General features: G+C 44.1%; 25 protein-coding genes. 8 read left to right on the forward strand and 17 right to left on the reverse strand.

The features are described 5' to 3' along the window. Positions 1-311: 311 nt before the first annotated feature. Positions 312-2,870 carry a DUF5916 domain-containing protein gene (locus tag A7D14_RS18420; protein ID WP_141673445.1) on the forward strand — a complete coding sequence of 853 codons (2,559 nt, stop codon included), beginning with the start codon at positions 312-314 and terminating at the stop codon, positions 2,868-2,870. 69 nt (positions 2,871-2,939) lie between these two features. After that, positions 2,940-3,401: a lipocalin family protein gene (locus A7D14_RS18425; protein ID WP_067037771.1), complete on the forward strand. Its 462-nt coding sequence runs from the start codon at positions 2,940-2,942 to the stop codon at positions 3,399-3,401. 5 nt (positions 3,402-3,406) lie between these two features. On the opposite strand, the gene hisC is transcribed toward A7D14_RS18425, so the two are convergent. The 7 genes from hisC to hppD form a co-directional block, all read right to left on the reverse strand. Further along, positions 3,407-4,504, reverse strand: a complete 1,098-nt coding sequence (gene hisC / locus A7D14_RS18430; protein ID WP_067037774.1) for a histidinol-phosphate transaminase — start codon at positions 4,502-4,504, stop codon at positions 3,407-3,409. 6 nt (positions 4,505-4,510) lie between these two features. After that, on the reverse strand, positions 4,511-4,807 hold the full coding sequence (locus A7D14_RS18435; RefSeq protein ID WP_067037776.1) for a type II toxin-antitoxin system RelE/ParE family toxin: 297 nt from the start codon (positions 4,805-4,807) through the stop codon (positions 4,511-4,513). Beyond that, positions 4,804-5,028: a type II toxin-antitoxin system ParD family antitoxin gene (locus tag A7D14_RS18440; protein WP_067037778.1), complete on the reverse strand. Its 225-nt coding sequence runs from the start codon at positions 5,026-5,028 to the stop codon at positions 4,804-4,806. Before A7D14_RS18440 ends, A7D14_RS18435 begins: the two co-directional genes overlap by 4 nt. Positions 5,029-5,114: 86 nt before the next feature. Next, positions 5,115-5,984, reverse strand: a complete 870-nt coding sequence (locus A7D14_RS18445) for a flavin reductase family protein (protein ID WP_067037780.1) — start codon at positions 5,982-5,984, stop codon at positions 5,115-5,117. A 122-nt stretch (positions 5,985-6,106) separates the two neighbouring features. Further along, positions 6,107-7,327 carry a fumarylacetoacetase gene (fahA, locus tag A7D14_RS18450; RefSeq protein WP_067037821.1) on the reverse strand — a complete coding sequence of 407 codons (1,221 nt, stop codon included), beginning with the start codon at positions 7,325-7,327 and terminating at the stop codon, positions 6,107-6,109. A gap of 128 nt (positions 7,328-7,455) precedes the next feature. Further along, the gene (locus A7D14_RS18455) at positions 7,456-8,613 is read right to left on the reverse strand and encodes a homogentisate 1,2-dioxygenase (protein WP_067037823.1); all 1,158 of its coding nucleotides are present in this window, start codon (positions 8,611-8,613) and stop codon (positions 7,456-7,458) included. A gap of 62 nt (positions 8,614-8,675) precedes the next feature. Continuing rightward, entirely contained in the window at positions 8,676-9,809 is a 1,134-nt protein-coding gene (gene hppD / locus A7D14_RS18460) for a 4-hydroxyphenylpyruvate dioxygenase (RefSeq protein WP_067037782.1), read from the reverse strand. Positions 9,810-9,986: 177 nt separating this feature from the next. Between hppD and A7D14_RS18465 the strand changes: the two genes are divergently transcribed. Continuing rightward, a complete protein-coding gene (locus A7D14_RS18465; RefSeq protein WP_067037784.1) occupies positions 9,987-10,433 on the forward strand; it encodes a MarR family winged helix-turn-helix transcriptional regulator in 447 nt (148 codons plus the stop codon). On the opposite strand, the gene A7D14_RS18470 is transcribed toward A7D14_RS18465, so the two are convergent. Further along, positions 10,418-11,167, reverse strand: coding sequence for a sulfite exporter TauE/SafE family protein (locus A7D14_RS18470; protein ID WP_067037786.1), 750 nt, complete (start codon positions 11,165-11,167; stop codon positions 10,418-10,420). The two genes, A7D14_RS18465 and A7D14_RS18470, sit on opposite strands and share 16 nt — an antisense overlap. A 218-nt stretch (positions 11,168-11,385) precedes the next feature. Between A7D14_RS18470 and A7D14_RS18475 the strand changes: the two genes are divergently transcribed. Then, on the forward strand, positions 11,386-11,949 hold the full coding sequence (locus A7D14_RS18475; RefSeq protein ID WP_067037788.1) for a hypothetical protein: 564 nt from the start codon (positions 11,386-11,388) through the stop codon (positions 11,947-11,949). Between the two features lie 75 nt (positions 11,950-12,024). Here the strand turns inward: A7D14_RS18475 and A7D14_RS18480 are convergent, their stop codons facing one another. From A7D14_RS18480 to A7D14_RS18505, 6 genes are all read right to left on the reverse strand, one after another. Next, positions 12,025-12,618, reverse strand: coding sequence for an SET domain-containing protein (locus tag A7D14_RS18480; protein ID WP_067037790.1), 594 nt, complete (start codon positions 12,616-12,618; stop codon positions 12,025-12,027). A 139-nt stretch (positions 12,619-12,757) separates the two neighbouring features. Then, positions 12,758-13,084 (reverse strand): DMT family transporter, encoded by a 327-nt coding sequence (locus A7D14_RS18485; protein ID WP_067037792.1) that lies wholly within the window; start codon positions 13,082-13,084, stop codon positions 12,758-12,760. A gap of 76 nt (positions 13,085-13,160) precedes the next feature. Then, complete coding sequence (locus A7D14_RS18490; protein WP_067037794.1) at positions 13,161-13,448, reverse strand: type II toxin-antitoxin system RelE/ParE family toxin; 288 nt, start codon at positions 13,446-13,448, stop codon at positions 13,161-13,163. Beyond that, the gene (locus A7D14_RS18495; RefSeq protein ID WP_067037825.1) at positions 13,435-13,680 is read right to left on the reverse strand and encodes a type II toxin-antitoxin system ParD family antitoxin; all 246 of its coding nucleotides are present in this window, start codon (positions 13,678-13,680) and stop codon (positions 13,435-13,437) included. Before A7D14_RS18495 ends, A7D14_RS18490 begins: the two co-directional genes overlap by 14 nt. 93 nt (positions 13,681-13,773) lie before the next feature. Next, complete coding sequence (polA, locus tag A7D14_RS18500) at positions 13,774-16,608, reverse strand: DNA polymerase I (protein WP_067037796.1); 2,835 nt, start codon at positions 16,606-16,608, stop codon at positions 13,774-13,776. A 172-nt stretch (positions 16,609-16,780) separates the two neighbouring features. After that, positions 16,781-17,773: an isoaspartyl peptidase/L-asparaginase family protein gene (locus tag A7D14_RS18505; RefSeq protein ID WP_067037798.1), complete on the reverse strand. Its 993-nt coding sequence runs from the start codon at positions 17,771-17,773 to the stop codon at positions 16,781-16,783. A gap of 41 nt (positions 17,774-17,814) precedes the next feature. Here A7D14_RS18505 and A7D14_RS18510 point away from each other — a divergent pair, with 41 nt between their 5' ends. Both A7D14_RS18510 and A7D14_RS18515 read left to right on the forward strand, forming a co-directional pair. Continuing rightward, positions 17,815-18,534, forward strand: coding sequence for a copper homeostasis protein CutC (locus A7D14_RS18510; RefSeq protein WP_067037827.1), 720 nt, complete (start codon positions 17,815-17,817; stop codon positions 18,532-18,534). A gap of 54 nt (positions 18,535-18,588) precedes the next feature. Then, positions 18,589-19,824 carry a metallophosphoesterase gene (locus A7D14_RS18515; RefSeq protein ID WP_067037800.1) on the forward strand — a complete coding sequence of 412 codons (1,236 nt, stop codon included), beginning with the start codon at positions 18,589-18,591 and terminating at the stop codon, positions 19,822-19,824. Between the two features lie 36 nt (positions 19,825-19,860). Here A7D14_RS18515 and A7D14_RS18520 read toward each other — a convergent pair whose 3' ends face one another. Next, complete coding sequence (locus tag A7D14_RS18520) at positions 19,861-20,328, reverse strand: CBS domain-containing protein (RefSeq protein ID WP_067037802.1); 468 nt, start codon at positions 20,326-20,328, stop codon at positions 19,861-19,863. 121 nt (positions 20,329-20,449) lie between these two features. Beyond that, the gene (locus tag A7D14_RS18525) at positions 20,450-21,754 is read right to left on the reverse strand and encodes a family 16 glycoside hydrolase (protein ID WP_067037803.1); all 1,305 of its coding nucleotides are present in this window, start codon (positions 21,752-21,754) and stop codon (positions 20,450-20,452) included. A gap of 144 nt (positions 21,755-21,898) precedes the next feature. Here A7D14_RS18525 and A7D14_RS18530 point away from each other — a divergent pair, with 144 nt between their 5' ends. Together A7D14_RS18530 and A7D14_RS18535 are read left to right on the forward strand one after the other, a co-directional pair. Beyond that, a complete protein-coding gene (locus tag A7D14_RS18530) occupies positions 21,899-23,155 on the forward strand; it encodes a hypothetical protein (protein ID WP_067037805.1) in 1,257 nt (418 codons plus the stop codon). A 113-nt stretch (positions 23,156-23,268) separates the two neighbouring features. Continuing rightward, positions 23,269-23,565: a thioredoxin family protein gene (locus A7D14_RS18535; protein WP_036382448.1), complete on the forward strand. Its 297-nt coding sequence runs from the start codon at positions 23,269-23,271 to the stop codon at positions 23,563-23,565. 25 nt (positions 23,566-23,590) lie between these two features. Here A7D14_RS18535 and A7D14_RS18540 read toward each other — a convergent pair whose 3' ends face one another. After that, complete coding sequence (locus A7D14_RS18540; protein ID WP_067037807.1) at positions 23,591-26,929, reverse strand: DUF2723 domain-containing protein; 3,339 nt, start codon at positions 26,927-26,929, stop codon at positions 23,591-23,593. Positions 26,930-26,992: the final 63 nt, after the last annotated feature.

The following is a 26,992-nucleotide window of genomic DNA, read 5'->3' on the forward strand; positions in this document are numbered from 1 at the left end:
ATCCCGATAAACGGGCTGCAAATGTACAATTATTAGATTGAATTACAAATGGTTGATTGGGAATATTTTTTCTCTTTTTTCATTTCTGGTTTGAGGAGTTCAAATTAAGAGGTCAACCTTTGGTTCTTCTGTTAAAAAAAGCTTAAAAAAGTCTGTAAATGTAACAGTTTAAATTTTTGCAGGTCTATCAGTTACATCAATCAAATCAACACAAACCAGTGAAGCAACTCTGCCTTTTCCTCATCTGTATCTTTTTTTCTCTTTTAGCGAAGGCCCAGGATTCCACCAACGTAGTGCCCAAAAAAATATACATGACCCAGTCCTTGGGTTCCGAAACGGCCCCTGTTATTGATGGGCTTTTGAATGATTCCGCTTGGGATTTGGTAGACTGGGGTGATGATTTCATTGAACAACGCCCTGATGAAAATACACCGCCCGCCCAGCAATCGGCTTTTAAAATACTGTATGATGAAAAATCACTTTATGTAGGGATGCGATGTTTTGATACCGAACCGGAGAAAATTGTAAAACGCTTGTCCAGACGTGATGGCTTTGACGGAGATTGGATAGGCATCTTCATAGACAGTTATCACGATAAGCGTACATCATTTGGGTTCATTGTCACCGCAGCTGGGGTTAAGGGCGATGTGCTGGGTTCCAATAATGGGAATAATGAGGATGACAGTTGGAATCCCATTTGGTATGTGAAGACCCATACCGATGACGAAGGTTGGACCGCTGAAATGCGAATACCCCTCAGCCAGATTAAATTTGGACGCGCGGAAGACCAAGTTTGGGGCCTGCAAATCATGAGGCGCTATTTTAGAAATGAGGAACGCTCGGTTTGGCAACGCCTTCCTCGTGATGTGGCCGGATGGACCAGTGAATTTGGGGAGTTGCACGGACTCAAGAATATTGAGCCGCAAAAACAATTGGAAATACAACCTTATACCGTGGCCAAGACCGAAACTTTTGAGCCAGAGGAGGGAAACCCTTTTGAAGATGGCAATGACAGTAATATTACCGTAGGATTGGATGCCAAAATTGGAATTACCAATGATCTTACCTTGGACTTGACCGTTAACCCCGATTTTGGACAGGTGGATGCAGACCCTTCTGCCATTGCGTTGGATGGATTTCAGATTTTCTTTCAGGAGCGACGTCCATTTTTTGTGGAGAACAAGAACATTTTCGATTTCAATGTGTCGCAATCCGAAGCAGGGAATACCTTCGGTTCGGACAATATTTTTTATTCAAGGCGAATTGGAAGGAGCCCGCAGGGGTACCCCGATACCGATGATGGTGAATTTGTGGACCAACCGGACAATACACCCATCATTGGTGCGGCCAAGTTCAGCGGAAAGACTAAAAACGGCTGGGCCATTGGCGTATTGGAAAGTGTAACGGCCCAACGGACGGCCACCATCGTCTCGGATAACGGAGAGCCCCGAAAAGAGATGGTGGAACCGTTGACCAATTATTTTGTGGGAAGGTTGCAGAAAGATTTCAATGACCGAAATTCATATGTCGGTGGAATTTTCACGGCCACCAATAGGGAGCAACTGCCCCAAGAATTGAATTTCCTCCACAAGTCGGCCTTTACAGGTGGGGTGGATTTTAAACACCAATGGAACAACAGGGACTGGTATTTGGAAGGAAATGTCACCTTCAGTCATGTGCAGGGCAGTGAAGAGGCCATCAAAAATACCCAAGAATCCATTACCCATTTGTTCCAGCGCGTGGATGCCGATTATCTGGAGTTGGATTCCACCAGAACCGCTTTAACGGGTACCGGGGGCAATCTTCAAATTGGGAAACTTGGAAATGGTAATTTTCGATTTGAAAGTGGTGCAACCTGGCGTTCCCCCGAGCTTGAACTCAACGACATTGGGTTTCAACGACAATCCGATGACATTCGGCATTACACATGGATAGGATACCAAACCCTAAAACCCGATAATACTTTTCGGCAAGTGGGCATTAATTACAACCATTGGACGGCATGGGATTTCGGGGGCAATCACAACTATATGCAGTTCAACACCAATAGCTGGCAAAACTGGAAAGGAAATTGGTTTACCAATATTGGATTCAATTATGCTCCGATTGAGTACTCTAACTTTGCCTTGCGAGGCGGACCTAGATTGAGACTATCCCCTTGGGTAAGCTTTTGGAACAATACGGAAACGGATAATCGGAAAAAAATCCGTTTTTCCTTTTTCCATAACGGCAGAAAAGCCTTGGACAACTCCTATAAGTCCTATTATATGGAAGGGGGCGTAACCTATCAGCCCATAAATGCCCTTCGGGTTTCGGTATTTCCTTCACTGAACATCAACCATGATAAACTTCAGTTCATTGATAATTTTGATGATGTCAATGGTTCACCACGATATCTGAACGGGGAGATTGACCAGCGTACCTTGAGCATGTCGGTTCGTTTAAATTATACCATAAATCCCAATTTAACCATTCAGTATTGGGGCCAGCCTTTTATTTCAAGGGGGCGCTATTCCAATTTTAAGCACATCACCAACCCTACGGAAAAGCGATTTGAAGATAGGTTTATGGCCTACGGCGCCGATCAAGTTTCATTGGCCGATGGAGTGTTCGCTGTGGACGAGGACATGAACGGCACGGAAGACTTTAGTTTTGATGATCCGGATTTCTCCTTTGTGCAATTTCGGTCCAATCTGGTGATTCGGTGGGAGTACATCCCCGGTTCGGAGATATTTCTGGTGTGGTCCCAAGATGTGTCCCGGGATGGCGACCCATCCAACGGACTCTTGCCCAGTTTGGGAGATAATATTTTTGGACAAAAACCCCAGAACATTTTTCTGTTGAAGGCCACGTATCGGTTTGTACTGTGAAATTCGGGTAGTAAAAATACTACGTCGTTTTTTTGAACGTTTTGGAGGTGTATCACTAAAACAAACCTCATGAAAAAGAATTTTTTTACACTCTTATTGGCAGCTATCCTTATTTCCTCTTGTTCTTCTGATGATGGAGATGGTTCTGTCAGTGCATCCATAGTGGGTACCTGGGATGCCGTTGAGTTTAATATGGCTGCTGGGGTCGACCTTAATGAAGATGGCACGGCTTCTGAAAACTTGTTGGATGAATTGGATTGTTTTGCCTCTACCGTAACTTTTACGGCTGACGGCGGATATTCCACGGCAACCACTGGAATATATTTTGAAGCTAATGAGGATAGTTTTTCCATCACATGTGACGGTGTGGAAACCACCTCTGGCACCTATGCGTTGAATGGCAACACCTTGACTACAAACGACGAGGATGGCGAAGTGGAAGCCACGGTAACCGTAACCCAAGATAGGTTGATCGTTGAAGGAGATGATGAAGATTTTGGTGAGGTAACCCTGATTTTCGAAAGAAGATAGTCAAGTTAAGGCATTAGCCTACGCAATGCTTTTATAAGGGCCTCATTCGCCTCTTGATTACCTACCGTAATGCGCACCTTTCCAGGAGCACCAAATTGGGAAACCGGCCGTACCATGATGCCTTCTTCCATCATTTTGTCCGTGAATTCCATTTCGGGTAAGGGTGGGTCAATGATAAAAAAGTTGGCCTGACTTGGCCAATAGCGGATTCCCAATTCATCAAATGCTTTGGCGAGGTATTTCCTGCCTTCCAAAACGGTTTTTACGGTTTCGGCAATAAAATCTGTGTCGTTCAAGGCACCAATGGCAGCTTCAATGGAAGTCAGCGGAAGCAAAAAGGGCTTTTGAATCAAGCGGATGTAATTTGCAATCGTTTCCGTGGTGTAGCCATACCCGATGCGTTGTCCAGCCAAACCGTAGGTTTTGGAAAAACTGTTGAGGCCGATCACATTATGTCCTTCCAACACATAGGGTAGGGCGGTGACATAATCATCGGCATCGGCAAAATGGCGGTAGACCTCATCCAAGACCACCACTATATTTTTTGGTATTCGATTTAAAAAATCATCCAAAACCGGTTTTGGAATATACGTGCCCGTGGGATTGTTGGGACTGGTCAAAAAGATGATTTTGGTCCGCTCCGTAATGGCATTTAAGATGCCTTCCACATCCAAATCATAGTTGGGTTGGAGGAGGGGAACATCAATTTGTTCGGCACCATACCAACGGGAAAAAACCGAATAGGGCAAAAAACAAGGATTGGAATAGATGACCTCATCCCCTTCGTTAATAAAGGCCCGCAGAATCATATCAATAACTTCCGAGCCGCTATTGCCACAGATAAACTGGTTGGCGGTCAACTGTCCATCAAAATCTTGGACCAAGGCTTCCCGCAACCGCATATCCGTTTGATCGGGATAAAGGTCGATTTTACCAATGGCAGCCTTCATAGCTTTCACGGCTTTGGGCGAAGCCCCCAATGGATTCTCATTGGAGGAGAGCTTATAGATTTTTTTATCCGAAGGAGGGATGTTTTTACCACCTTTATATACCTCTTTGGGCATCAAATGGGGTTTGAAAATGGATTGGATATCTTTTTTCATTTAACTTCAGGTTAAGAATTTTATCAAATCCCTTCCTCCGTATAGCACTCGCACTATACGCACATATCCACTCATCTTGCGATAGAATATGATATGGGAGATATAAGGAAAACTAAACAGCCCATCCTTAATTTCTTTTCTTTCCTTCCCGATATGAGGGTTAGTGGCAATTGCATTGAAATGATTGTTCAGGCCAATTAAGTATTCAATGGCTTGAGAGGTGCCAAACTGGTGTTCGCCGTATTCGAAAATATCTTCAATGTCATTGTCCGCTTCTTGTGATAGAACGTAACCATTTATCATGCATTTTTCTTTGAGGCAATGATATCTTCCATTGTTCTGGCACTGTCCGGCCCGTTCCAGCCCTTTTCTATTTCCTTTCTAAGGTCATCAATGACTTTATCCCTGTAAATTTTGTGCAAACGTAAGGCGTCTCGAATAACCTCGCTATTGTTTTGATATTCCCCGGTCGCGACTTGTTGGGCGATGTATTCTTCCTGTTTTTTTGTGAAACTTATGTTCATTTCAAATTCATCATTAATTCATCAAAAATACAAAATGTGTCTATATTTAGCAAATATGGACATGCAATGAAATCACAATTTCAATGTCATAAACTCTCCCCATATAGCAACAAAGCCATCGCTTTTATGGTGTCACCCTCTTCCAAAAGCTGTTTCGCCAAGGTGTGCAATTCGGTCTTGGAAGCGTTTTGCAGACCTTCCTTTTCAATAATCACCTTAATTTCCTTTGTAGCAGGTATGCGTTCCAAATTTCCCAATCGACCCAAGTTGTTTCCTGTAAGTACCTCACTCTCCCGAATCCCCTTCGGCAAGGCATCCACCCCAATACCATGGGTGCGGAGGGGTTTTGGGACTTCAAACAGGGCATCTTTTATGGCACGGATATACCAACTCCCACCCATACGGCCTACCAAATCCAATTTTTCCGTATCGAGGATGCCATTGGTAAAATAGTCATCGTTCACATGAATAAGCTCTACTTTCACGATGATCAAATTCCCCGCTCCTGGGGTTTGGGCCAACTCAATGACTTCCATTACGGAGCACTCAAATGAAACCGGAGCTTCGCCCACGCGGGGTGGTTTCACCTTTTCACTGGGGACTTGGGTAAACCCCGCCTTTACAAATTCGTTTATCCCTTTGTCATACGCCGTACTAGAGAGCGACATCTGTTCCACCATGTCATGGTTGACAATGTTGATGACCACTTCGGGTACTTCCACGATATTTTCATGGGTATGTTTTAGGGTATTGTCCCGGCCACTTCGTGAAGGCGAAAAAATCATCACCGGCGGATTGGAACTGAACACATTAAAAAAGCTGAAAGGACTCAGGTTAACGTTCCCTTCCTTGTCCACCGTACTGGCAAAACAGATGGGCCGTGGCGCCACTGCTGTCAATAGAATACTATGAAGTTCGGGTTGGGATACTTGGCTTGGGTCTATGGTTTTGATCATTAAGTTAGTTTTTGTCATTCCTGCGAAGGCAGGAATCTATCTTACTGTTAGCTTAGGTGATTGAGCTAATTCGAATTCACAATGTTAGATTCGGTAGCTTCGACTACGCTCAGCTACCGATTTTAGTTCGCTGGCAATACTTTGGTCGAAACTTCTCCAAATCCAACCCGAATATCGCCATTTTTAGCGTAACCCCGAAGCGTAACCGTATCCCCATCATGAATAAATTTCCGTTCGGTGCCATCTTTCATTTTCACAGGTTTGGTGCCCATCCACGCCAATTCCAGCATGGAGCCATAACTGTTTTCATCCTTTCCTGAAATGGTTCCGGAGGCCATCACATCACCCACATGAATGTTGCAGCCATTGACGGTATGGTGGGCCAGTTGTTGGGCCATGTTCCAGTACATATGTTTGAAATTGCTGTGGCAAACGGTGGTTTCCTCACTTCCGTCTGGGGTGATGGACACTTCCAAATCAATATCGTAATTTTTGTTGCCCGGATATTCCAAATACGGAAGAACCTTTGGTTCTTGTTTGGGACCGGCCACCCGGAAAGGTTCCAAAGCCTCCAAGGTCACAATCCAAGGAGACATGGATGAAGCAAAGTTTTTTGCCAAGAAGGGTCCCAATGGCACATATTCCCATTTTTGAATGTCGCGGGCCGACCAATCATTGAACAAGACCAAACCAAAAATGTAATCCTCAGCTTTGGCAGTGGAAACGGATTCCCCCAAATTGGTGTCCTTTCCACAGACAAATCCCATTTCAAGTTCAAAATCCAAGCGTTGCGTAGGGCCAAAAACGGGAGTATCGGCATCTTTGGGCAAGGTTTGTCCCTTAGGTCGATGGATGGGCTGTCCGCTTACGATAATGGAACTGGCCCTGCCGTGATAGCCGACGGGAATGTGCTTCCAGTTGGGCAAAAGGGCATTTTCCGGATCGCGGAACATTTTGCCAACATTGGTGGCGTGTTCTATGCTCGAATAAAAATCGGTGTAATCCCCAACATGGATGGGCATGTGCATCCGGGCATCGGATTGTTTCACGAAAAGTTCTGGTTTTCCGGCCAGATCGGAAGTATCGTCCTTAAGCCAATATTGAATTTTTTTCCGTACTCGGGTGGTAATCTCTTTTCCGAGGGAAATAAAATCATTTAGCGTATCCTTTTCCAACACCGCAGTGTTGAACTCAAAAACATCCAATTCGGCCACGGCAGCCAGGTCCAAAATATGGTCTCCCACGGCCACTCCTACGCGCGGACTTCTATCTGTTGTTGAAAAAATTCCGAAAGGGATATTGTGAATTGAAAAATCTGAATTTTCAGGTATGTTTATGATCATATATTGTGTTTTTTTCATTCCTGCGAAGGCAGGAATCTTTTTTGTCAGCTCGAGCGCAGTCGAGAGCGATTGAGAAATCCTATTACAAAGATTTCTCGACTGCGCTCGAAATGACACTGATTCAATTTTTACTCCACCCAAGATTTATAATAGGTTCCATCATCAATCTTGAGAGCGTTTTCGGTAATTTTCAGGGGTTTGAAGGTGTCAATCATCACGGCCAACTCCTCGGTTCCTTTTTTACCGATACTGGCCTCGTAGGTTCCAGGGTGGGGTCCATGCGGAATTCCGGCTGGATGCAGGGAAATGTACCCTTGTCCAATTCCTGTGCGGCTCATAAAATCACCATCCACATAATACAGCACTTCGTCAGAATCTATGTTGGAATGGTTATAAGGAGCGGGAATGGCCTTGGGATGATAATCGTACAACCTTGGACAGAACGAACAAACCACAAAAGCACCTGTTTCAAAGGTTTGGTGCACGGGTGGCGGTTGGTGCACACGTCCCGTAATCGGCTCAAAATTGTGGATGGAAAATCCGTAGGGGAAGTTGTAACCGTCCCAACCCACAACATCAAAAGGATGTGTGGCGTAAACGAGCTGGTGCAACATGCCCTGTTTTTTGATTTTCATCAAAAACTCGCCTTTTTCATCGTGGGCCTCCAAATCTTGGGGCAATTTGTAATCGCGCTCGCAGAAGGGAGAATGTTCCAACAATTGTCCAAACCAATTTCGATACCGTTTTGGGGTATATATGGGATGAAAGGACTCGGCATACAGGATGCGGTTGTCCTCGGTATCAAATTCAATCTGATAGATCATCCCCCGAGGAATGATGAGGTAGTCTCCATATTCAAACGGGATGTTACCCAAAAAGGTTTTTAGGGTTCCAGAACCTTTGTGGATAAAAAGCATTTCATCCGCATCGGCATTTTTATAGAAATATGATGTAATCGACTTTAGTGGCGCTGCAAGACCAATGTGGACATCACTGTTCACCAAAAGGGGCTCACGGGCATCCAAAAAATCATCTTTGGGCTTTACATCAAAACCAATCAATTTTCTGCTGGTGATGTTCTTCTCCACCGCAACTTTGGGGCTAACATCCAAGGCTTTTCCAATTTCCTTCACTTGCGTAGGGCGATGGATATGGTACAGCAAGGACGACATGCCATCAAAACCGATGGTGCCAAAAAGCTGCTCATAATACAGCCCTCCACCCGGTTTTTCAAATTGGGTGTGCCTTTTTTGCGGAATTTTCCCGAGTCTGTGATAAATAGGCATGGTGTTACATTTAAGTTCAAATTCAAGAATCAAGTTCAAGCTCAAAAACTTTGAACCACATGTCAGTGCAAAGTGCCGCGAAGCTCTTGCTCGCGCTCAATGGCTTCGAACAGTGCCTTAAAGTTACCTTTTCCAAATGATTGTGCGCCTTTTCTTTGTATGATTTCGAAGAACATGGTGGGTCTGGGCTCCACAGGCCGGGTAAAAATCTGCAGCAAATAGCCCTCGTCATCGCGATCTACCAAAATGCCCAGCTCTTTTAGGGGAGCGATGTCCTCATCAATCTCGCCAACACGGTCCGTAACGGCTTCATAGTAGGTATCTGGCACACGAAGGAACTCAATCCCACGGCTTCTAAGGTCACGAACGGTTTTGATAATATCATCCGTGGCCACAGCAATGTGTTGAACGCCTTCACCTTCGTAAAAATCAAGATACTCCTCTACTTGGGATTTTTTCTTGCCTTCTGCAGGTTCATTGATCGGGAATTTGATACGTCCGTTGCCGTTGCTCATCACTTTGCTCATCAAAGCCGTGTATTCGGTGGAAATGTCCTTATCATCAAACGAAAGGATGTTTTTAAAACCCAAAACATCTTCATAAAAATTCACCCAGTGGTTCATTTTGTTCCAACCCACATTACCAACCATGTGGTCCACATATTTAAGTCCGGTGGGGGTTGGATTGTAATCTGGGGTCACCCATTTTTTAAAACTTGGGAGAAAAGTGCCGTTGTAATCTTTTCGTTCCACAAAAATATGGACGGTCTCACCGTAGGTGTAGATACCAGAGCGAACCACTTTTCCGGTTGCATCCTTTTCCACTTTGGGTTCCATATAGGATTTGGCACCTCTTTCCATGGCGGCGTTGTACGCATAGGTGGCATCATCCACCCAGAGGGCCACTACTTTTACACCATCACCATGTTTGTCGATATGCTTGCCGATTTCGGTGCCACTCTTTAGGGGAGAGGTGAGCACCAAGCGAATCTTATCCTGTGCCACCACATAGCTTTCACGGTCTTTTAAACCGGTTTCCAGTCCGGCATAGGCCAAGGATTGAAACCCAAATGCGGTCTTGTAGAAATGGGCTGCCTGTTTAGAGTTGCCAACATATAGCTCAATATAGTCCGTGCCATTGATGGGCATAAAATCTTGTGCTTTGTTGGATGATTTTGGAATTGCTGCTGTTTCCATGTCAGTATATTTTTATGTGTCGCGTTAAATATTGTTGCTAATGCAACAAAAATAACTTTTTTTGGATCATGTTGTGTATTTCTGAACAAAATTTTAGGTTAAAATTGGCATAGTTGGGCTGGGTGCAACAGAATCCCATCCAAAATGAATCCCTATTTTTGTGGGAACCGTTTAGAAATGCTCAATCACATAGATGAAATACAGGGGATAGGATTGCACTTGGACTTGGTGCTTCGAAAAATCCAAAATGCCTATTTGCGTGCTTTTGAAGAGCTGAATGTGGAGATGACCATTGAGCAATGGGTAATCCTGCACAGAATTTATGAGCTGGGTGACGAAGCCAGTCAACGCGATATTGTACAGAGCAACTTCCGTAACCGGGCCACCACATCTCGGGTAATCGGCGGATTGGAACGCAAGGGGTGGGTAAGCAAAGCCCGTTTTGATGGCGACCAAAAACGGTTCAAGCTGGAACTGACCCCAGAGGGGCAGGAGGTGATTGATTTGGTTATGCCCAAAGCACTTCAACTACGAAAACTGGCCGTGAAAAATATGGAGGCCGCTGAATTTGTAACTTTTTTACGCGTTTTGGACCAGATTGGGGAAAATTACGAAGCGAGTTGATCCCAATGTTTTATGGTCAGTTGTACAATGGTGGCCAACCCAATGAGCAGAACAAAAAGCAAGCTCAGTTTCCGGAACCGTTCCTGGGGGATATAGTGCAGGATTCGTTTGCCCAAATAAGTGCCCACCAAACCAATGGCAAACAGGAAAGGGAGATAGGTCAACTCTTGTTTGCCGATATACCCATTATCGTAGTAGACAAAGGTTCGGGAAAAATCAATCAAAAAATCAATAAAGGCCGAAGTGGCAATAAAGGCATTCTTCTCCAGATTGAAAGCAGCCATGGTCAATCCCCGAATAGCACCTCCCGTTCCCAATAATCCAGCAGAAAATCCGGATAGTGTACCTCCAATAATGGCATTCTTTTTATTCGGCAGCACCACAATTTTACTTTTAATCAAGAAAAAAAGGCTAAAGACCACCAAAAACACTCCTAAAAATATGGTTAGCAGGAGACCATCCACAATTTTTGACAGAAATGCGCCCATAATCACAAACAGTACCGAAGGTGCACCAATGTACAGTAGTAGCTTTTTGTCCAACCCTTTTTTAAAGAGGAAGATCTTACTGACGTTACTGGACAAGTGAAAAATGGCCGTCATGCCCAGCACGGAATAAAAATCAAAATAAAAATTGCCCAGAGGCACAAAAAAGACCGAAGACCCAAAACCGCCAATGGTCCCAATGATCTCGGCAAGCAAGGCCAGTAGTAAAAAGATATAGTTGATCTTCATGAAAGTGCCTGAAAAAGTGAAAAGTTACAGTTTTTAGTGGACTTGAATTCCATAAGGTTTTCACATAAATCATGAAAGATTGTTTTGTAAAATTTTAACCTAAAAAAACCTTAAAATTCATATTTAGGACAATATAGCATAGAAACTGGTGAATTTTATGGACGTACAGGCAGAAAATCAGCCGCAACTTTGCAGTGTATAATTAAATATACAGTGTTATGGAAAGAAAAAGAATATATCCGAATATGTGGCAGACCGTTCCTTTTTCATTTGATCTTTTAAATCAAATGGAGAACCAAGGAAAGCCGGTCAAGGAATTGATCTTGAAAAATGAAGCCGCAACAGAGCTACATGTTTCTAAGATGATGTTGAGCATCACCAAGTTTTCAGCTATTGATGCTGAGGGCAATGAACATATTGTTACCAATTTCCCAGGCCAAAGTGCAGTGACTCTCAAGGGCATTTCATCTGGACAGTTTTTGCGCTCCAAGAATGTGGTGTCGCTACCTGAAGGAAAGTATACTGCCCTACGATTCTATTTGGCAAAAGAAGGAAGCCAGTTTCGATATTGGGACGGTGTGCAAGAATCGGCTGATCATTTTGGCCGTTTGGATTTTAGCATTGAAAATGGGCTTCAAATTGAAGGAAATGAAGCACCGGAGGTGAAATTGTGGTTCGACTTTGTTCCGTTTAAATGGAGCAGTCACTTTAAACCATTTTTGGACCTTTTCAAAGGAAACAGAAGCCCAAGACCCCGATTGGCGAACAGTTTCGGGAATTAATATAGCTATGAATTGGAATGGAAAAGGCACCTGAAGAGGTGCCTTTTTTGTTATTTGGGTTTGTTTTGACGTTAATCAAGCGCTATTCTGGTCATAAAAATTGGTGAGGATGGAATCCAGTTCCTCTTTGCCCTTTGCAATACCCTCAATTTTCTCCCATAATTCTTTCTTAAAAAGGGGGCGTAGGGGTTGTTGCAATTTGGTGATGTTGCCAAAGACCTTTTTGACTTTGTTGTCCCAGACACCGTGATATTTCAGCAAATCGTCTGGATACACAATTTTTCTGGAGGTGCCCTCGTCAACAGCCATAAAGGGCTCGGAGATGTTCAGGTAGCCATAATCGTCGGTCAATTGCTCTCCGGGATAGATATTGCGAATGGCAATTTCAAAATCGTAGGCCGTGCTCATGCAATTGGAGTTGAAACTGTGGTTGACAAAGCGGCTATGGTCCCAGCAGAGGACATAGTTGCCCATGTTGTTCCGGAAACAATAGGTTTCCAAAATTGTCTGGTACGTTGGGTCCATTTGCTGTACTTCCATGGAAGTGAACTCGCGGTCCAACTTGTCCAGCACCCATGTAATGGTGCCGGCGGGAATGAATTGGGTGGCCACCACGCCATAACCCATTTCACTGCTGATAAAGCGTAATTCCGTATCGGGATGAATCATTATATACCTATTGAATTTTTAATTGAAGGTATAAAATAGTTGGATTGGTTTTGAAGGAATTTTTTGGGGGCAAATTGTCTGCAAAAGTGCTGTCCCAACCAATGAAAAAATTGAAAAATAATCCGTTAAGCGGTCTCTTTTAATGCGTTACAATTTTAAGCCCCACAATGGAGATGACCAAGGTCGATAGGAAGAACAATCGCAAAAAAGTGGTCGGTTCATTGAATGCAAAAATCCCGACCAGAACGGTCCCAACCGCACCTATTCCTGTCCAAACGGCATAGGCCGTGCCTATGGGCAAAGTTTGGGTGGCCTTTATCAAAAGGGCCATGCTCAGGGTAAGCGTCACCAGAAACCCGGCGTACCATAGGTACATTTCGGTCCCGGTGGTCTCTTTTGCTTTTCCCAGACAGAAGGCAAACGCAACTTCAAACAATCCGGCAATAATCAATACGATCCAGTTCATGTGATACTAAAATAGGGTTTTGGCGAGTTTAATGTCCATGGATTAAAGATGGTTGATCACTAGGAATTTCATGTATTTAGAGGATGTTGCCCCAATCCTGCCTTCCCACAATGGCCATGATTTCAACAATATCATCGTTCAATCTAAAAAATATACTGTCCGAACCACAGACACAACGCCTATACCCTTTTTTGATATGATCTACGGTTTCAAAGGAAAAGGGGTTTTGGGCAATTCGATCAAAATGTTCAAAAAAAGCATGAAAATAGGTGTCGGCCTGTGCCATGCCAAATTTTACAACGCCATAGTGGTGAATGCGAATCAAATCTTCCTTGGCCTCGTTGCTTAATCTATACTGGGCCACCCAAAGAGGATTTGGATTGCTTTAAAATCTCATCCTTGCTATCCGTAGTGAACCCGCTGTTTTCGGCCTTGGTGAGTTTGCCCCGTATCCAGTCGAATTGTGCCTGTTGGTTCCGTGCCTGCCGGATAAGGTCGTTTACCAATTCGCTTTTGCTGGAATATTCTTTGCTGTCCACTTGGGATTTTAACCATTCATCATTGGGTTCTGTAAGGGAAATGCTCTGTCTTGCCATAACAACCATTAATTGGTGCAAATATACATCAAAAATGAATCAATTTGGAGGCTGTCTGTGGTATCTGAGGATTTATTTATCAATAATCAAACATCAATGCGCCTCCAACCAATTCTCCCCAATACCCACTTCCACATCCAACGGCACAGAAAGTTTATAGGCGTTTTCCATTTCGGATTTAATGAGTTCCTTCATTTCCTCCAGTTCCGGTTTGTAGCAATCAAACACCAATTCATCATGTACCTGCAACAGCATTTTGGTCTTGTATTTTCCTTCGGAAAGCTTTTTATGGATGTTGATCATCGCAATTTTGATGATGTCCGCGGCACTTCCCTGAATGGGCGCATTAACCGCGTTGCGTTCCGCAGCGCCACGCACCACCTGGTTGCCTGCATTGATGTCCTTTAAATAGCGGCGACGCCCCAAAATGGTCTGCACATAGCCGTGCTCGCGGGCAAAATCAATCTGCTCGCTGATGTAGTTGCGCAATTTCGGGTAAGTTTTGTAATACGTATCGATGAGTTCCTTGGCTTCAGTACGGCTTAAATCCGTTTGGTTGCTCAACCCAAAGGCCGACACCCCGTAAATGATTCCAAAGTTCACCGTTTTGGCATTGCTCCGTTGCTCGCGGGTCACTTCGTCAATCGGCACATTAAATACTTTGGATGCCGTGGAAGCGTGAATGTCCTCCCCATTTTTAAAAGCGGAGATCATGGTGTCCTCCTCGCTCAATGCCGCAATAATGCGCAGTTCTATCTGGGAGTAATCCGCCGCCAGCAAAACGTAGTTTTCATCCCGTGGGATAAAGGCTTTCCGCACCTGTCTGCCCCGTTCGGTTCGGATGGGGATGTTCTGCAGATTGGGATTATTGCTACTCAATCGACCTGTGGCGGCCACGGTCTGCATATAGTCTGTGTGCACCCGACCACTGTGTTTTTGCACCTCGTTGGGCAGGGCATCCACATAGGTGCTCTTTAGTTTGGTCAATCCGCGGTAATCCAATACATTTCTTATGATTTCATGATCCTTGGCCAAATAGGAAAGCACATCCTCCGAAGTGGAATACTGTCCTGTTTTGGTCTTTTTGGGCTTGTCAACCAAGTTCAACTTTCCAAAGAGGATGTCGCCTAACTGTTTGGGCGAAGCTATGTTGAATTCCTCCCCGGCATTCGTATAAATTTTTTGCTCCAGATCTTTGATATCCTTATCCAGTTGGATGGAGAGCTCCTTCAAATAATCCTCATTCAGGTTGATGCCCTCCCGTTCCATGTCGGCCAAAACACGGAGCAGTGGCACTTCAATTTCCTCAAAAAGTTTATCGGTTTTTGCTTCTTTTAACTCTGGCCTGAACTTTTGCGCCAATTGATAAGTGACATCGGCATCCTCCACCGCATATTCGGTCTGTTTGTCCAAAGGCACCTGCCGCATGTTCAATTGGTTCTTTCCCTTTTTGCCGATAAGTTCCGTGATGGAAACCGGGGTATAGTTAAGGTAGGTTTCGGCAAGAACGTCCATGCCGTGGCGCATATCGGGGTTGATGAGGTAATGGGCCAACATGGTATCAAAGAGTTTGCCCTTGACCTCCACCCCGTAGTTGAGCATTACCTTGATATCGTACTTTAAGTTCTGCCCGATTTTTTCGATCTCTTCGGATTCAAAGAAGGGCCGCAATTTTTCAATCAGCGGCATGGCATCATTTTTCCCTTCGGGAAAAGGAACATAAAAGCCCTTTCCAACACCCCAGCTAAAGGCAATGCCCACCAGTTCAGCTTCCAGGGGATTGATGGACGTGGTCTCGGTATCAAAACAGACCGAGGTTTGCTTCATCAAATTTTCCAAGAACAGTTCCATGCCCAAACCATTCTGAATCATTTGGTAAAAGTGAGTGACATCGGCAATGGTCTTTCTGCCGCTTACATCCTTGATCGTCGCCGCAGCCTCGGTAGGGTCGCCCCCAAAAAGGGTAAACTGACCGCTTCCGGCCACTTTGGCCTCTTGTTTGGCCGTTTCGGTACTGGTCACTTGGGTGGTGGCTTCCGCCTCACCTGAAAATATTTTGATGAACTGTTCCTTCAACCTTCGGAATTCGAGTTCTTCAAAGATTTTTTGTACTTCTTCGGCATCGGGAGGGCACATTTCATAATCCTCGGCATGGAAAGTGACCTCGCAATCGGTTTTGATCTCGGCCAATTGGCGTGAAAGTCGCCCCAATTCGGCATTTTCCTCCACCTTTTCCTTCATTTTCCCCTTGAGCTGATCCGTATTGCTCAAGAGACCTTCCAATGAGCCAAATTGCTCCAGAAATTTTTTGGCGGTCTTGTCGCCCACACCAGGTAGGCCGGGAATATTATCGCTGGCATCGCCCATCATGCCCAAGTAGTCAATAACCTGCTCTGGGCGTTCCACACCAAAGCGTTTTTGAACTTCAGGAATCCCCCAAATTTCTATTCCGTTGCCCATTCGGGCGGGGCGGTACATAAAAATATTTTCGCTCACCAATTGCCCAAAATCTTTATCGGGAGTCACCATAAAGACCTTATAATTCTCTTTTTCCGCTTGTTTGGCTATCGTCCCGATAAGGTCATCGGCCTCGTAGCCTTCCAATTCCACAATGGGGATTTTCATGGCGTTTAAAATCTGTTGAATATAGGGAACGGCAATCCGGATGGCATCCGGGGTCTCATCCCTGTTGGCCTTGTACGCTTCAAAAAGCTCGGTGCGTTCCACACTGCCCCCCTTGTCAAAGGCGACGGCCAAATGGTCGGGTTGTTCCCGTTTGATGACATCAAAAAGGGAATTCACAAACCCCATTATGGCGGAGGTGTCCATTCCTTTGGAATTGATTCGTGGATTCTTTATCAAGGCATAATACCCACGGAAAATCAAGGCGTAGGCGTCTAGCAGGAAAAGTCGTTTTTGTTCAGACATGGTATTCGGTTGTCAGTTAACAATGTTCAATAAACAATGAAGGGGACTAAAAGTACGAATTGCTGTTCAAAAGAACCTAGAATAAAGAGCCAAGAATAAAGACGTCTTGGTTCTTTTGTCCATCAGTGCAACGGTCTTGGGTCTAGCATCTATCAGCGTAGCGGTCTAGAGTCTAATTGTAAAAACTCTTCACTTCCCGGTTCTCGTGTCCATTTTCGCTATATTCCCGATACGTAAATCCGGGATGGACACAATACCCGCCCGTTTCCCCATTTTTGTTGATGGCCAAAAACCCGATTTGGAAATCTTCACGGCCCTCATTTTTCTTCATGATGCGTTTTACGCCTTCTTCACAGGCTTCTTGCGGACTTTTGCCTTGCCGCATCAATTCCACAATCAAAAAACTCCCCACAGTACGGATGACTTCCTCGCCCACACCGGTAGCAGTAGCACCGCCCACTTCATTGTCCACATATAATCCGGCACCAATAATGGGGGAGTCCCCAACACGACCCGCCACTTTGTAGGCCATCCCACTGGTGGTACATGCCCCGGCAATGTCCCCGTTTTCATCAATGGCCAGCATGCCAATGGTATCGTGGTTTTCTATGTTGATGGTGGTCTCGTATTTGGAAGTTTTTAGCCACTCTTGGTATTGTTTGCGAGTACTTTCGGTCAATAGATCCTCTTTTTTAAAGCCTTGTTCGTAGGCGAATTTTTCAGCGCCCTTGCCCGCCAAAAGGATATGGGGGGTCTCTTCCATTACTTTTCGGGCCACCGAAACGGGATGCACAATGTTCTGAAGGTATACCACGGAACCGCAATTGCCATCCTTATCCATGATGCAGGCATCCAAAGTGACGTTGCCATCGCGGTCTGGGCGACCACCCTTGCCCACGGTTTCGTTGGTCTCATCAGCTTCTTCCACCATCACCCCTTGTTCTACGGCATCCAAGGCGTTTCCCCCTTTCCTCAGCACATCCCAGGCCTTGCTGGTGGCATTGCCAAAATTCCATGTACAGACCACAATGGGTTTAATGGGTTTTGTTGATGCCATAACGGTTTCTTGTGGTTTGTTTTCTGTCTTGCAGGAGGCTAGGGCTGAGGCCGATACAATTCCAACCGTGGTAAGGCTGGAATTTTTGAGAAATTTGCGTCGCTTCATGGAAAGGGATGTTTACTTTTAAGGGTGATAAATATAGCAATATGCTTGTAGAAGTTTGTGCCAATTCCCTCGAATCGGCATTAAATGCACAGAGCGCTGGAGCAGATCGGATTGAACTTTGTTCCGAGCTTGGGGTCGGGGGGATAACCCCTTCAATGGGCCTGATAAAATTGGTAAAAAAGGAGTTGGATATTCCTGTGCATGTCCTTGTTCGTCCACGAAGTGGACATTTTACCTATTCCAGTGCAGAATTTGAGGTGATGAAAGCTGATATATTGACCTGTAGGGAGTTGGGTGTCGATGGTATTGTCACTGGAATTTTGACACATGATTTTTCGGTGGGTGTGAAACGCACCCAAGAATTGGTAGGCCTGGCCAAGCCTTTTCATTTTACGTTTCACCGGGCATTTGATTGGGTGGCTGAGCCTACCAAGGCAATACATGAATTGGAAAACATTGGTGTGGATACCATTTTAACCTCGGGAGGGCATCCATCCGCAGAAAAAGGAATTGAAGCACTGAAGGAATGGCAAAAACAGACTTCCATGACGATCATGGCAGGTGGCGGCATCAATCCCAATAATGCAGCAAAGTTTAAGGATGGCGGACTAGTTGCCATCCATTGTTCGGGTACTTCCTTTGGGAATTCGATGAAATTGGAAGGGAAAATCAGCATGAATTCAGCAAAACATTTGGTGGAAGATCAAGTTGCAATTTCAGACGTAGCTATCTTGAAATCTGTTGTGGAAGCCGTTAAATAATACTAAAAAGTCCTGCATAATAGCATATTAGCACTAATTTTGTAAAAAAATTGTATGTCCCGATTTATTGTTTTGGCAATCCTGTATGTTGTGCTGGCCGTTTATGGTTTTCAAGCATTCCGCACGTTGTTCAAAAGTCCATTGATGCACTGGACCTACATTGCATTGTTTTTGGGTGCCCTGGTTTTTTTGACCGTTAAAGTAATCACCTATGACCCCGGAGACGGGTTCAAGGGCACCGCAGCTATTGCCGGAAGCATTTTTGCCGCTTTCTTTTTGTTGGCCTTGGTGTTGGGGTTCTTCCTTTTGTTGGAAGACATTGTGCGATTGATAGGCTTTGGTTACAATAAAGTGGCAGGGGTTTCCAATCCTGATGGAGGCTATTTCCCTTCGCGAAGAACTTTTGTAAGTGGTATTGCCCTGGGCTTGGCGGCATTGCCTTTTGGGGCTTTGTTGTATGGCATGTACCGCGGAAAATACAATTATCAGGTATTGAAGTACGAGCTGGAGTTTGATGACCTGCCCGATGCCTTCCACAATTATCGGATCACGCAGATTTCCGATGTGCACAGCGGTAGTTTTGATGATTATAAAAAGGTTGAATACGGGGTTAATCTGGTCAACGAACAACAAAGTGATGTGATTTTCTTTACTGGGGACATCGTCAACAATCGTTCAGAGGAACTTAAACCATGGAAAGAGGTTTTTTCCCGTTTGGAGGCCAAGGATGGGGTGTTCAGCATTTTGGGGAACCATGATTATGGCGATTATGCCACTTGGGAAACGGAGGAGGCCAAGCACCAAAATTTGGAAGACCTTAAAACCCTGCAACAGGAGATGGGCTTTGATCTTATGCTAAATTCCAACCGCTATTTGGAAAAAGATGGTCAGAAAATTGCCTTGCTCGGTGTGGAAAACTGGGGTCGGGGAGGCTTTAAAAAAGCGGGCGATCTTGAAAAGGCCAAGGAAGGGATCCATAAGGACGATTTTAAAATATTGTTGAGCCATGACCCCTCGCATTGGGAAGATGTGGTGCTGCATGATGATTACCATTTTCACCTGACCTTGAGCGGGCATACCCACGGCATGCAGTTTGGGGTTGAGATTCCTGGCTGGGTTAAATGGAGCCCTGTTAAGTGGCGCTACAAATATTGGGCGGGCATTTATAAGGAGTTAGATCAGTTCATCAATGTAAACCGCGGGTTCGGATTTATCGGCTACCCAGGCCGATTTGGAATCTGGCCCGAGATTTCGGTGATTACCTTGAAGAAAAAGGGGATGGCGGCGTAAATCCGATTTTCGGGTTTACAGGAAGTGTTTGACGGTTTACAATTTTTTCCAGTTTTGGCCCTTTATTCCCATCGTAGCTTTTAGGATGTCTTTTTGGGATATTTGACCAACAAGTTTTCCGTCTTCCAAAATAGGGAAACGGCGTCTTCTGACTTCGAGGAACATTTTTGCCGCATCAAAGATGTTCATATTGCCATCTATGGTCTCTACATTTTTAATCATTCGAAGTTCTACCTTGCTGTGCTCCATAGGCAAATTGTAATACCTACTGTCACTAATGTGCTTTATACAGTCCCCTTCTGAAATAATTCCTATCAATTCGTTGTTTTCGTTAACGACCGGGCCTCCTGAAATTTTATGCCGTATCAAAGCTTCGATGACCTCCTCTATAGATTGGTCTGGCCTGAAGGTGATTAAGTCCCGAGTCATATAATCACTCACTTTAAGCGGTATTTCTTTTGGTATTTGTTTTACTTTTGGTTCTATATAATTTTTGATTCCCATATCCAATTTTTTAAACTCTTTATTAAATATACTGAATTTCAGTGACTTAAAATCATAAAAATTGTAAATTAACTGCTTTTGGAATGTGGGTGTACAATGGTCAAAAAAGTATTATTGGGCACTATTTAAGCCAGTTGAACACATCTTGCATAAATTCTTGGCATTGGTAATCGTCCACGCCTTCCCAACTGCTCATATAAAGGGAGACCATAGCTTCGCCCATTACCACTATTTTTCCACCTTTCTTGGTCGTTGTATAGGTTCCGAAAGGATAACCTTTCCCCAATTCATCGCCATAGCAAAAAGGTTTGCCGCCCAAAACCTTTCTGGCTTCGTGGTAGGATATTTTTAAAGGGTTGTCGTGTATTTCTCCTTTTATGGTGTGCCCTCCAGGTAATTTGTCGGGTATCGCATCTCCGTACTGAATGCCGTAGGGCGCAATTATCTCATTTACATTGGTCTCGCCTAATGATGACCAATAGTCGCTGTCCATAACTATAAAAAGACTTCCGCCTTTATCAATAAATTCGTGTATGGCCTTGACCTCATTTTCTGTATAACCTTTTTTGGGAATATGAATGAATAGAATATCCTTGTCTGTTAAAATGTCGGAATTTATTTCCTCCTTTGCATAGTCTACTACAGCATTGATTTCTTTCGAGGTCTTATATAATTCTTCGGTCATCATATAAACCCTTCCAATTTTCTCATTTTCAATGTTCATGGATTTTGGGTCGTTCCAGAACACTTGGTCATGGCCTACATCCACTAATATATGGGTAAAAGGATCCATATTGTTTTCTTTGATGGAAATGTTCTTGAACCATCCTTCGCTGTTTTCACCTACCCAAAGTCCTATTTTTCCGTGCCCACTTACATTGATTTGTTCATTTACGGTAAATGTTGGGGTTTCTGAATGGTTTACATATACTTCTACCCTCGGATAATTGATTTTCAACTTCACATGGAACCAATTATTAGGGTTTGGAGCGGGGGCAATGGAAGTTTCGTACTTTCCGGGATGACCATCTCGTAATCTTTTCCAATTTAAATGGGGCATGGCAATGTATTGAACCATGTGCTCCTTTTTGTCGGGATTGCTGAAATTGAACGGTCTAAAGTATATGGCATCGTAAATCGAATGGTTCTTTCCGTTAAACGCCACTCCCACAAAGCTTGCTCCGGGCTGATTTTTCCCCTTGATGTCGAGTTCAATCGTTCCATTTTGGAAGTCGGAGCCTTTTAACCATAAAATGCCATCCCCAGGATTATTATCCAAATGAATAACCCCATTATCGAATGAGACTTTTCTATTATGGATTTCCCAACTATTCGGTTTGTCAAGATCCTGATAAGCTTGTCCAAATACGGCAAACGAAAAGGTGAATAGGATGATTTGCGAAGTAACGGCTTTTAATGATTTCATTGTAATTGCTTTTTGATTGAAACCAAAACTACCTCTAAACCAAGCTTGATGGGCAAGCAAAAGCCATCCAAATCGAGTTCAAAATTCGGTCATCTGCTAAAAAGCGAACGATTTTGGGCTAATATTAATATCTTGAACCATTAAATGGCAGGGATTAAAAACGACCATATCGAGTTCTGCAAAAAATTGCTGGAAGAGAAGTTTTCCTTTGGCAATGGGCATGGCTATACCCAAAAGGATTTGGAGCAACTTTCTTTATATATTGAGGAAAACACGGGGTATTACATTAGTCTGTCCACATTGAAACGAGTATGGAAAGGCAATTATAAAACCCAGCCACAAGTCGCAACCTTGAATGCCCTTGTTGAGGTGCTTGGATATAAAAACTGGCAAGATTTTAAAATTCAACATCAAAAAGCGAAGATTGAAGAGGAAAAGGGTCCGCAAAAAAACCGATTGCCACTTTATTTGGCCGCATCAGTTGCGGTGATCATTATGGTGGTTGCTGTATTTTCCTTTGGAAAAAGTGGAGCTTCTACCGTAAAAATTGATGGCCCCGTGAGCTTTAGTGCGGACAAAACGGTTGCTAAAGGCGTCCCAAATACTTTTATATTCGAATATGACCTTAGCCATGTTGAGGCCGATAGTTTTTTTATCCAACAATCATGGAATGGGTGGCGTAAGGAAAAAATTGACCCTAAAAAAAAGGTTTACGCTTCCACCTATTACGAAAGCGGTTACCACCGTGCCAGATTGATTGCCAACACTGATGTTGTTGCCACCCAAGCCGTGCATATTATCAGCGATGGTTGGGAGCCCCATGTCTATTACAGTGAGGCTGACGATAGGTTTATTGATTTTAAAGGCGAGACATTTATAGCAGAGGGAAGATTGCATCTGCCCATGGAACTGCTGAAAAAGCGAAAACTGGATACGTCTCGTTATTTTATGTCACGTATTTCACATAGTGATGATTATGGGGTTTCTTCCAATAACTTTGGCTTCAAAACAAAAATAAAACTCGACCGGGTAATGGAATCCAATTGTCCGTGGGTGAATGTGATTATAATTACCACAGAGCATATATTCTCGGTTGCACTTGCCAGAACTGGTTGTGAAACGGGTGCCAGCTACAAGTTAGGTGAGATCTACAAATCTGGAAAGGACAACAATCTTTCAAAATTGGGAACCGACCTTTACGATTGGAACGATTTGGAAATACAGGTGAGGGATAAAAAAGCCACTATCTTTTTGAACGGACAAGAGGCTTATACCGAACACTACCTGGAAGATTTGGGAGATATTATGGGACTGGCGTATGTGTTTGAAGGAACAGGCTCGATTGACTTTGTTCAACTTACCAACGAAAGTAACGAAGCCGTTTTCCAAGATGATTTTTAATCCTGAGAAAAAAATGCTAGACTTAAATTTTTGCTTCCAGTATAGGTAAAGCACTGTCTTGCTATAAAAACATTCACATTTTTTCTTACTTTTGGCTGTAAACCAGAGAATACATGTCTAAGTTTGGTGAACTCATAGATTTAAAAGTCCCGGTATTGTTGGATTTTTATGCAGAGTGGAACGAACAATCCACCTCCATGCACCCTGTTTTGCGCGACGTAGCAGCAGCTCTTGGCGATAAGGGAAAAGTAATAAAGATTGATGTGGACAAGAACAAAGAGCTTTCCCAAGCACTTCGGATCAAGGGATTGCCCACATTAATGATTTATAAAAAAGGCGAAATGGTCTGGCGACAGAGCGGCGAACAGGACGCCAATACACTGATCGGCATCTTGAACGAATATATTTAAAGCGAGGGTTCCCACCTCGCTTTTTTTATGGTTCTATCTGGGCTCCGTCCTGAACCGCTTCCATGGTATCCAAAGGAATGGAATCTTCCAGATCAGGGTTGGGTTCAAGAATGGGTTCTTCCAATGCCTCTTCTTCCTCTTCTCCCACAAATTGTGAGAACTTATCAATATACTCATTGAAAATAATCGTTTCTGACTCCGCCAAGTCTTGGTCTTGATTTTCAATAAGAATATCAATATTCCTGCGATAGGCCTGCATATCGGATAAAATATCGTCTATTTTTTCATATTGCTCATCCAAAGGGGCATTGGCATAATATTCCAAATGCTCTTGGTACACTTTTTTAAGTTTTTCAAATAGAGCACGGGCCTTTTCCGTCTCGCCCACTTTGTAATAGCCATCAACAAAGGGTTCCACAAAGGCGTAAAATCCATAGTAATCCACGGGCATGTTGGTCATGGCAATATTGATGACATCCTTGGCCTTGTCAATTTTGTTTTCGTTGATCAGCTGCTCCATCAGGCGGGCCAAATTACTTCGGAACGACAATCCTTGTGAACGGGTTTGGGGATCGTGATAGATGTCCTCACTTCCGGAATTGCCCCAATCCCAATCCTTGACAATCTCGTACATCAAATCACTATCAATACGGCCCATTTCAAAGGAATTCTGATTTTCTGTCTTAATGGGGACCAATTTATAGGCCAGACCGTCCAATTGAAGGTAGTCTTTCATCCAAATATATTCGGCACTGTCAAAACTTCCTCCTGAAAAATAGATAGGACGTTTCCAGTCGTTGTTGGCAATAAGATCCAACATCAATATCCTGTTTTTGGGCAATACGCTCTGCGGAAGGTCAATATCGATATAATCCACGATCAAAGCGGAATCCTTTTCCTTGACCAATCCACTTTCCAGCACATTCTTTTTATTGACTGGAATACGGATCTTGTTGGTGGGGTAATAAATAATGTCCAAGGTGCTTTGGGGGTATTGACTTATATCGGCCCCTTGGCTTTCCAAAAGATGTCCAAACTTGGTCTGGGGTTTATCGCTTCCCACCCAGTTCATAAAATCTTGGATGCTCCACCGACTGTCCGTAATGCCTCGGTAATAAATGGCATCCCGGGTACCGTATCGGTATTTGTCGTGGGTGAGTTGTGAGGGAATCGGGTCACTTTCGTAAGCCTTTCGTTTCATTTGGTCAATGTACCAATCCGTTGCAAAGAGACTGGTATTGACTATTCGGACATCGGTTCGGTACTGCTCAATTTCCTGAACGTACCATAAAGGGAAGGTGTCGTTGTCGCCAATGGTGAACAAAATGGCACCTGCATCTTCTTGACAGGAATCCAAATAGGCCTTTGCGGTTGCTGGAGCCGTATACCGATCTGATCGGTCATGATCATCCCAGTTCTGGAAGCCCATCAATAGTGGTACGGCCAACAAACATAGGGTGGCGATGACCGGGGCAGCTATCTTGGGCGCAATGAGTTTTTTGAACTCATCGAACAATCCATATACCCCAATACCGATCCAAATGCAGAAAATGTAAAAGGACCCCACCAGCGAATAATCCCGTTCCCGGGGCTGAAAGATATAGGGGTTGGTATAAAATTGAATGGCGAGCCCGGTGAACATGAAAAAGACGAACAGCACCCAAAAGTGTTTGGGGTTCTTGGAAATCTGGAAAACAATACCAATGATCCCCAAGAGCAGGGGCAGGAAGAAATAGGTATTTCTTCCTTTGTTGTTTTCCCAATCGCTGGGAAGGTTTTTCTGGCTGCCCAATCTAAGGCTGTCCATAAAACCAATGCCGCTCAGCCAATGTCCGTTTTCGTCATATCTTCCTTGGACATCGTTCTGTCTGCCTACAAAATTCCACATAAAGTACCGCATGTACATATACCCAAATTGGAATTCAAAGAGGTATTTTATGTTTTGCCAAACTGTTGGAGGTTCCACCTCAATATACTCCCCAAATTCACGCAAAAACCGAATATATTGGTCGGTATTCAACTCACCTTGGGAGTAGGCGGTCTTAAATTGGTTAACGGCATCCCTCAGCTCATTGTTGGAAATATATTCTGATTTTATACGGAAGTCCAAGGGGCCAAAATAGCGCATATAGTTTTCGGCATGTTGGTCGCTCCACATTCGGGGAAGAACGCCCACATGCTTTTTATTGGGACCTTGAATGGCATCTTTATAGTGGTTTACGATGACATATTTCCCAAGCTTCAGATCTTTTTCATATTTGGGGCTGTCATCCTTATCCTCCCCGGCAGGGGCAAACGTATCTGAATAATAGGCGCCATAGACCGGACTTTCCACCCCGGGATATTGTTCCCTGTTGTAATAGGCCAAAAGAGCCCGGGCATCTGCTGGGTTGTTTTCATTGACCACGGTTTTGGCATTGGCGCGGATGGGCAGCATCAACCAGGAAGAGAAACCAAGGAAAACAAACATCATACAAAGCACAATGGTATTGGCCGAGTAGTAGTTGTTTTTTCGGGTGTAGCGAAGCCCAAAATAAAAGGCGGCAATAAAAAGCAGCCCCATAATGATGGTCCCTGAATTGAAGGGCAGTCCAATTTCATTGATGAAAAACACCTCGCTCCAACCAAAAAGTTCCAAAACATAGGTGAGTGAGAACTTATAGACCAATATTAAAAATGCAATTACAACAATGTTGGCCAAAAGAAAATTCTTTACGGTGGTGTTTTTATACTTTTTGAAGTAGTACAACAGTCCAATGGATGGAATGGCCAAAAAGCCCATAAACTGGATTCCAAAGGTTAGTCCCACCAAAAAGCAGATGAGCAAAAGCCAGCGATGTCCCCTTGGGTCGTCCAGATTGTCTGTCCATTTAAGGCCCAACCAAAGCAAAAGTGCCATGATGAGACTGGCCATGGCATACACTTCGGTTTCCACGGCGTTGAACCAAAAACTGTCTGAAAAGGTAAAGGCCAACGCACCGACCAGACCGCTGCCCAAGATGGCAATGGCCTTGCTATTGGTAATGGTTTTGTCCTTGGCAATCATTTTTTGAACCAAATTGGTGATGGTCCAAAACGTGAAGAGAACGGCAAAGGCACTGGAAACCACGGATACGGCATTGACCATGAGTGCAATTTTTGAGGGGTCCCCAAAAGCGAACATGGCAAAAAAGGCACCGATCATCTGTAATAGGGGAGCTCCCGGAGGGTGCCCTACTTGCAGTTTTGCAGAGGTTGAAATGTATTCCCCGGCATCCCAAAAACTTCCGGTGGGTTCAACGGTTATAGCGTATACAATAAATGCTATGGCGAAGGAAACCCACCCAAGGATGGTGTCCCATTTTTTGAAGTCTTTTGCAAACATAGAGATGGTTGTTAACCAAGTTGGGGCGAATTTAGTAAATATCAGAGAGAAGGTTGACCCTTT

The organism is Allomuricauda sp. CP2A (assembly GCF_001683915.1).
GTDB lineage: Bacteria > Bacteroidota > Bacteroidia > Flavobacteriales > Flavobacteriaceae > Flagellimonas.

What these genes read in the sequence shown, in the direction of transcription:
- A7D14_RS18420 (WP_141673445.1), top strand. Translation starts at nt 312, where the DNA reads ATGACCCAGTCCTTGGGTTCCGAAACGGCCCCTGTTATTGATGGGCTT.
- A7D14_RS18425 (WP_067037771.1), top strand. Translation starts at nt 2,940, where the DNA reads ATGAAAAAGAATTTTTTTACACTCTTATTGGCAGCTATCCTTATTTCC.
- hisC (WP_067037774.1), bottom strand. Translation starts at nt 4,504, where the DNA reads ATGAAAAAAGATATCCAATCCATTTTCAAACCCCATTTGATGCCCAAA.
- A7D14_RS18435 (WP_067037776.1), bottom strand. Translation starts at nt 4,807, where the DNA reads ATGATAAATGGTTACGTTCTATCACAAGAAGCGGACAATGACATTGAA.
- A7D14_RS18440 (WP_067037778.1), bottom strand. Translation starts at nt 5,028, where the DNA reads ATGAACATAAGTTTCACAAAAAAACAGGAAGAATACATCGCCCAACAA.
- A7D14_RS18445 (WP_067037780.1), bottom strand. Translation starts at nt 5,984, where the DNA reads ATGATCAAAACCATAGACCCAAGCCAAGTATCCCAACCCGAACTTCAT.
- fahA (WP_067037821.1), bottom strand. Translation starts at nt 7,327, where the DNA reads ATGATCATAAACATACCTGAAAATTCAGATTTTTCAATTCACAATATC.
- A7D14_RS18455 (WP_067037823.1), bottom strand. Translation starts at nt 8,613, where the DNA reads ATGCCTATTTATCACAGACTCGGGAAAATTCCGCAAAAAAGGCACACC.
- hppD (WP_067037782.1), bottom strand. Translation starts at nt 9,809, where the DNA reads ATGGAAACAGCAGCAATTCCAAAATCATCCAACAAAGCACAAGATTTT.
- A7D14_RS18465 (WP_067037784.1), top strand. Translation starts at nt 9,987, where the DNA reads ATGCTCAATCACATAGATGAAATACAGGGGATAGGATTGCACTTGGAC.
- A7D14_RS18470 (WP_067037786.1), bottom strand. Translation starts at nt 11,167, where the DNA reads ATGAAGATCAACTATATCTTTTTACTACTGGCCTTGCTTGCCGAGATC.
- A7D14_RS18475 (WP_067037788.1), top strand. Translation starts at nt 11,386, where the DNA reads ATGGAAAGAAAAAGAATATATCCGAATATGTGGCAGACCGTTCCTTTT.
- A7D14_RS18480 (WP_067037790.1), bottom strand. Translation starts at nt 12,618, where the DNA reads ATGATTCATCCCGATACGGAATTACGCTTTATCAGCAGTGAAATGGGT.
- A7D14_RS18485 (WP_067037792.1), bottom strand. Translation starts at nt 13,084, where the DNA reads ATGAACTGGATCGTATTGATTATTGCCGGATTGTTTGAAGTTGCGTTT.
- A7D14_RS18495 (WP_067037825.1), bottom strand. Translation starts at nt 13,680, where the DNA reads ATGGCAAGACAGAGCATTTCCCTTACAGAACCCAATGATGAATGGTTA.
- polA (WP_067037796.1), bottom strand. Translation starts at nt 16,608, where the DNA reads ATGTCTGAACAAAAACGACTTTTCCTGCTAGACGCCTACGCCTTGATT.
- A7D14_RS18505 (WP_067037798.1), bottom strand. Translation starts at nt 17,773, where the DNA reads ATGAAGCGACGCAAATTTCTCAAAAATTCCAGCCTTACCACGGTTGGA.
- A7D14_RS18510 (WP_067037827.1), top strand. Translation starts at nt 17,815, where the DNA reads ATGCTTGTAGAAGTTTGTGCCAATTCCCTCGAATCGGCATTAAATGCA.
- A7D14_RS18515 (WP_067037800.1), top strand. Translation starts at nt 18,589, where the DNA reads ATGTCCCGATTTATTGTTTTGGCAATCCTGTATGTTGTGCTGGCCGTT.
- A7D14_RS18520 (WP_067037802.1), bottom strand. Translation starts at nt 20,328, where the DNA reads ATGGGAATCAAAAATTATATAGAACCAAAAGTAAAACAAATACCAAAA.
- A7D14_RS18525 (WP_067037803.1), bottom strand. Translation starts at nt 21,754, where the DNA reads ATGAAATCATTAAAAGCCGTTACTTCGCAAATCATCCTATTCACCTTT.
- A7D14_RS18530 (WP_067037805.1), top strand. Translation starts at nt 21,899, where the DNA reads ATGGCAGGGATTAAAAACGACCATATCGAGTTCTGCAAAAAATTGCTG.
- A7D14_RS18535 (WP_036382448.1), top strand. Translation starts at nt 23,269, where the DNA reads ATGTCTAAGTTTGGTGAACTCATAGATTTAAAAGTCCCGGTATTGTTG.
- A7D14_RS18540 (WP_067037807.1), bottom strand. Translation starts at nt 26,929, where the DNA reads ATGTTTGCAAAAGACTTCAAAAAATGGGACACCATCCTTGGGTGGGTT.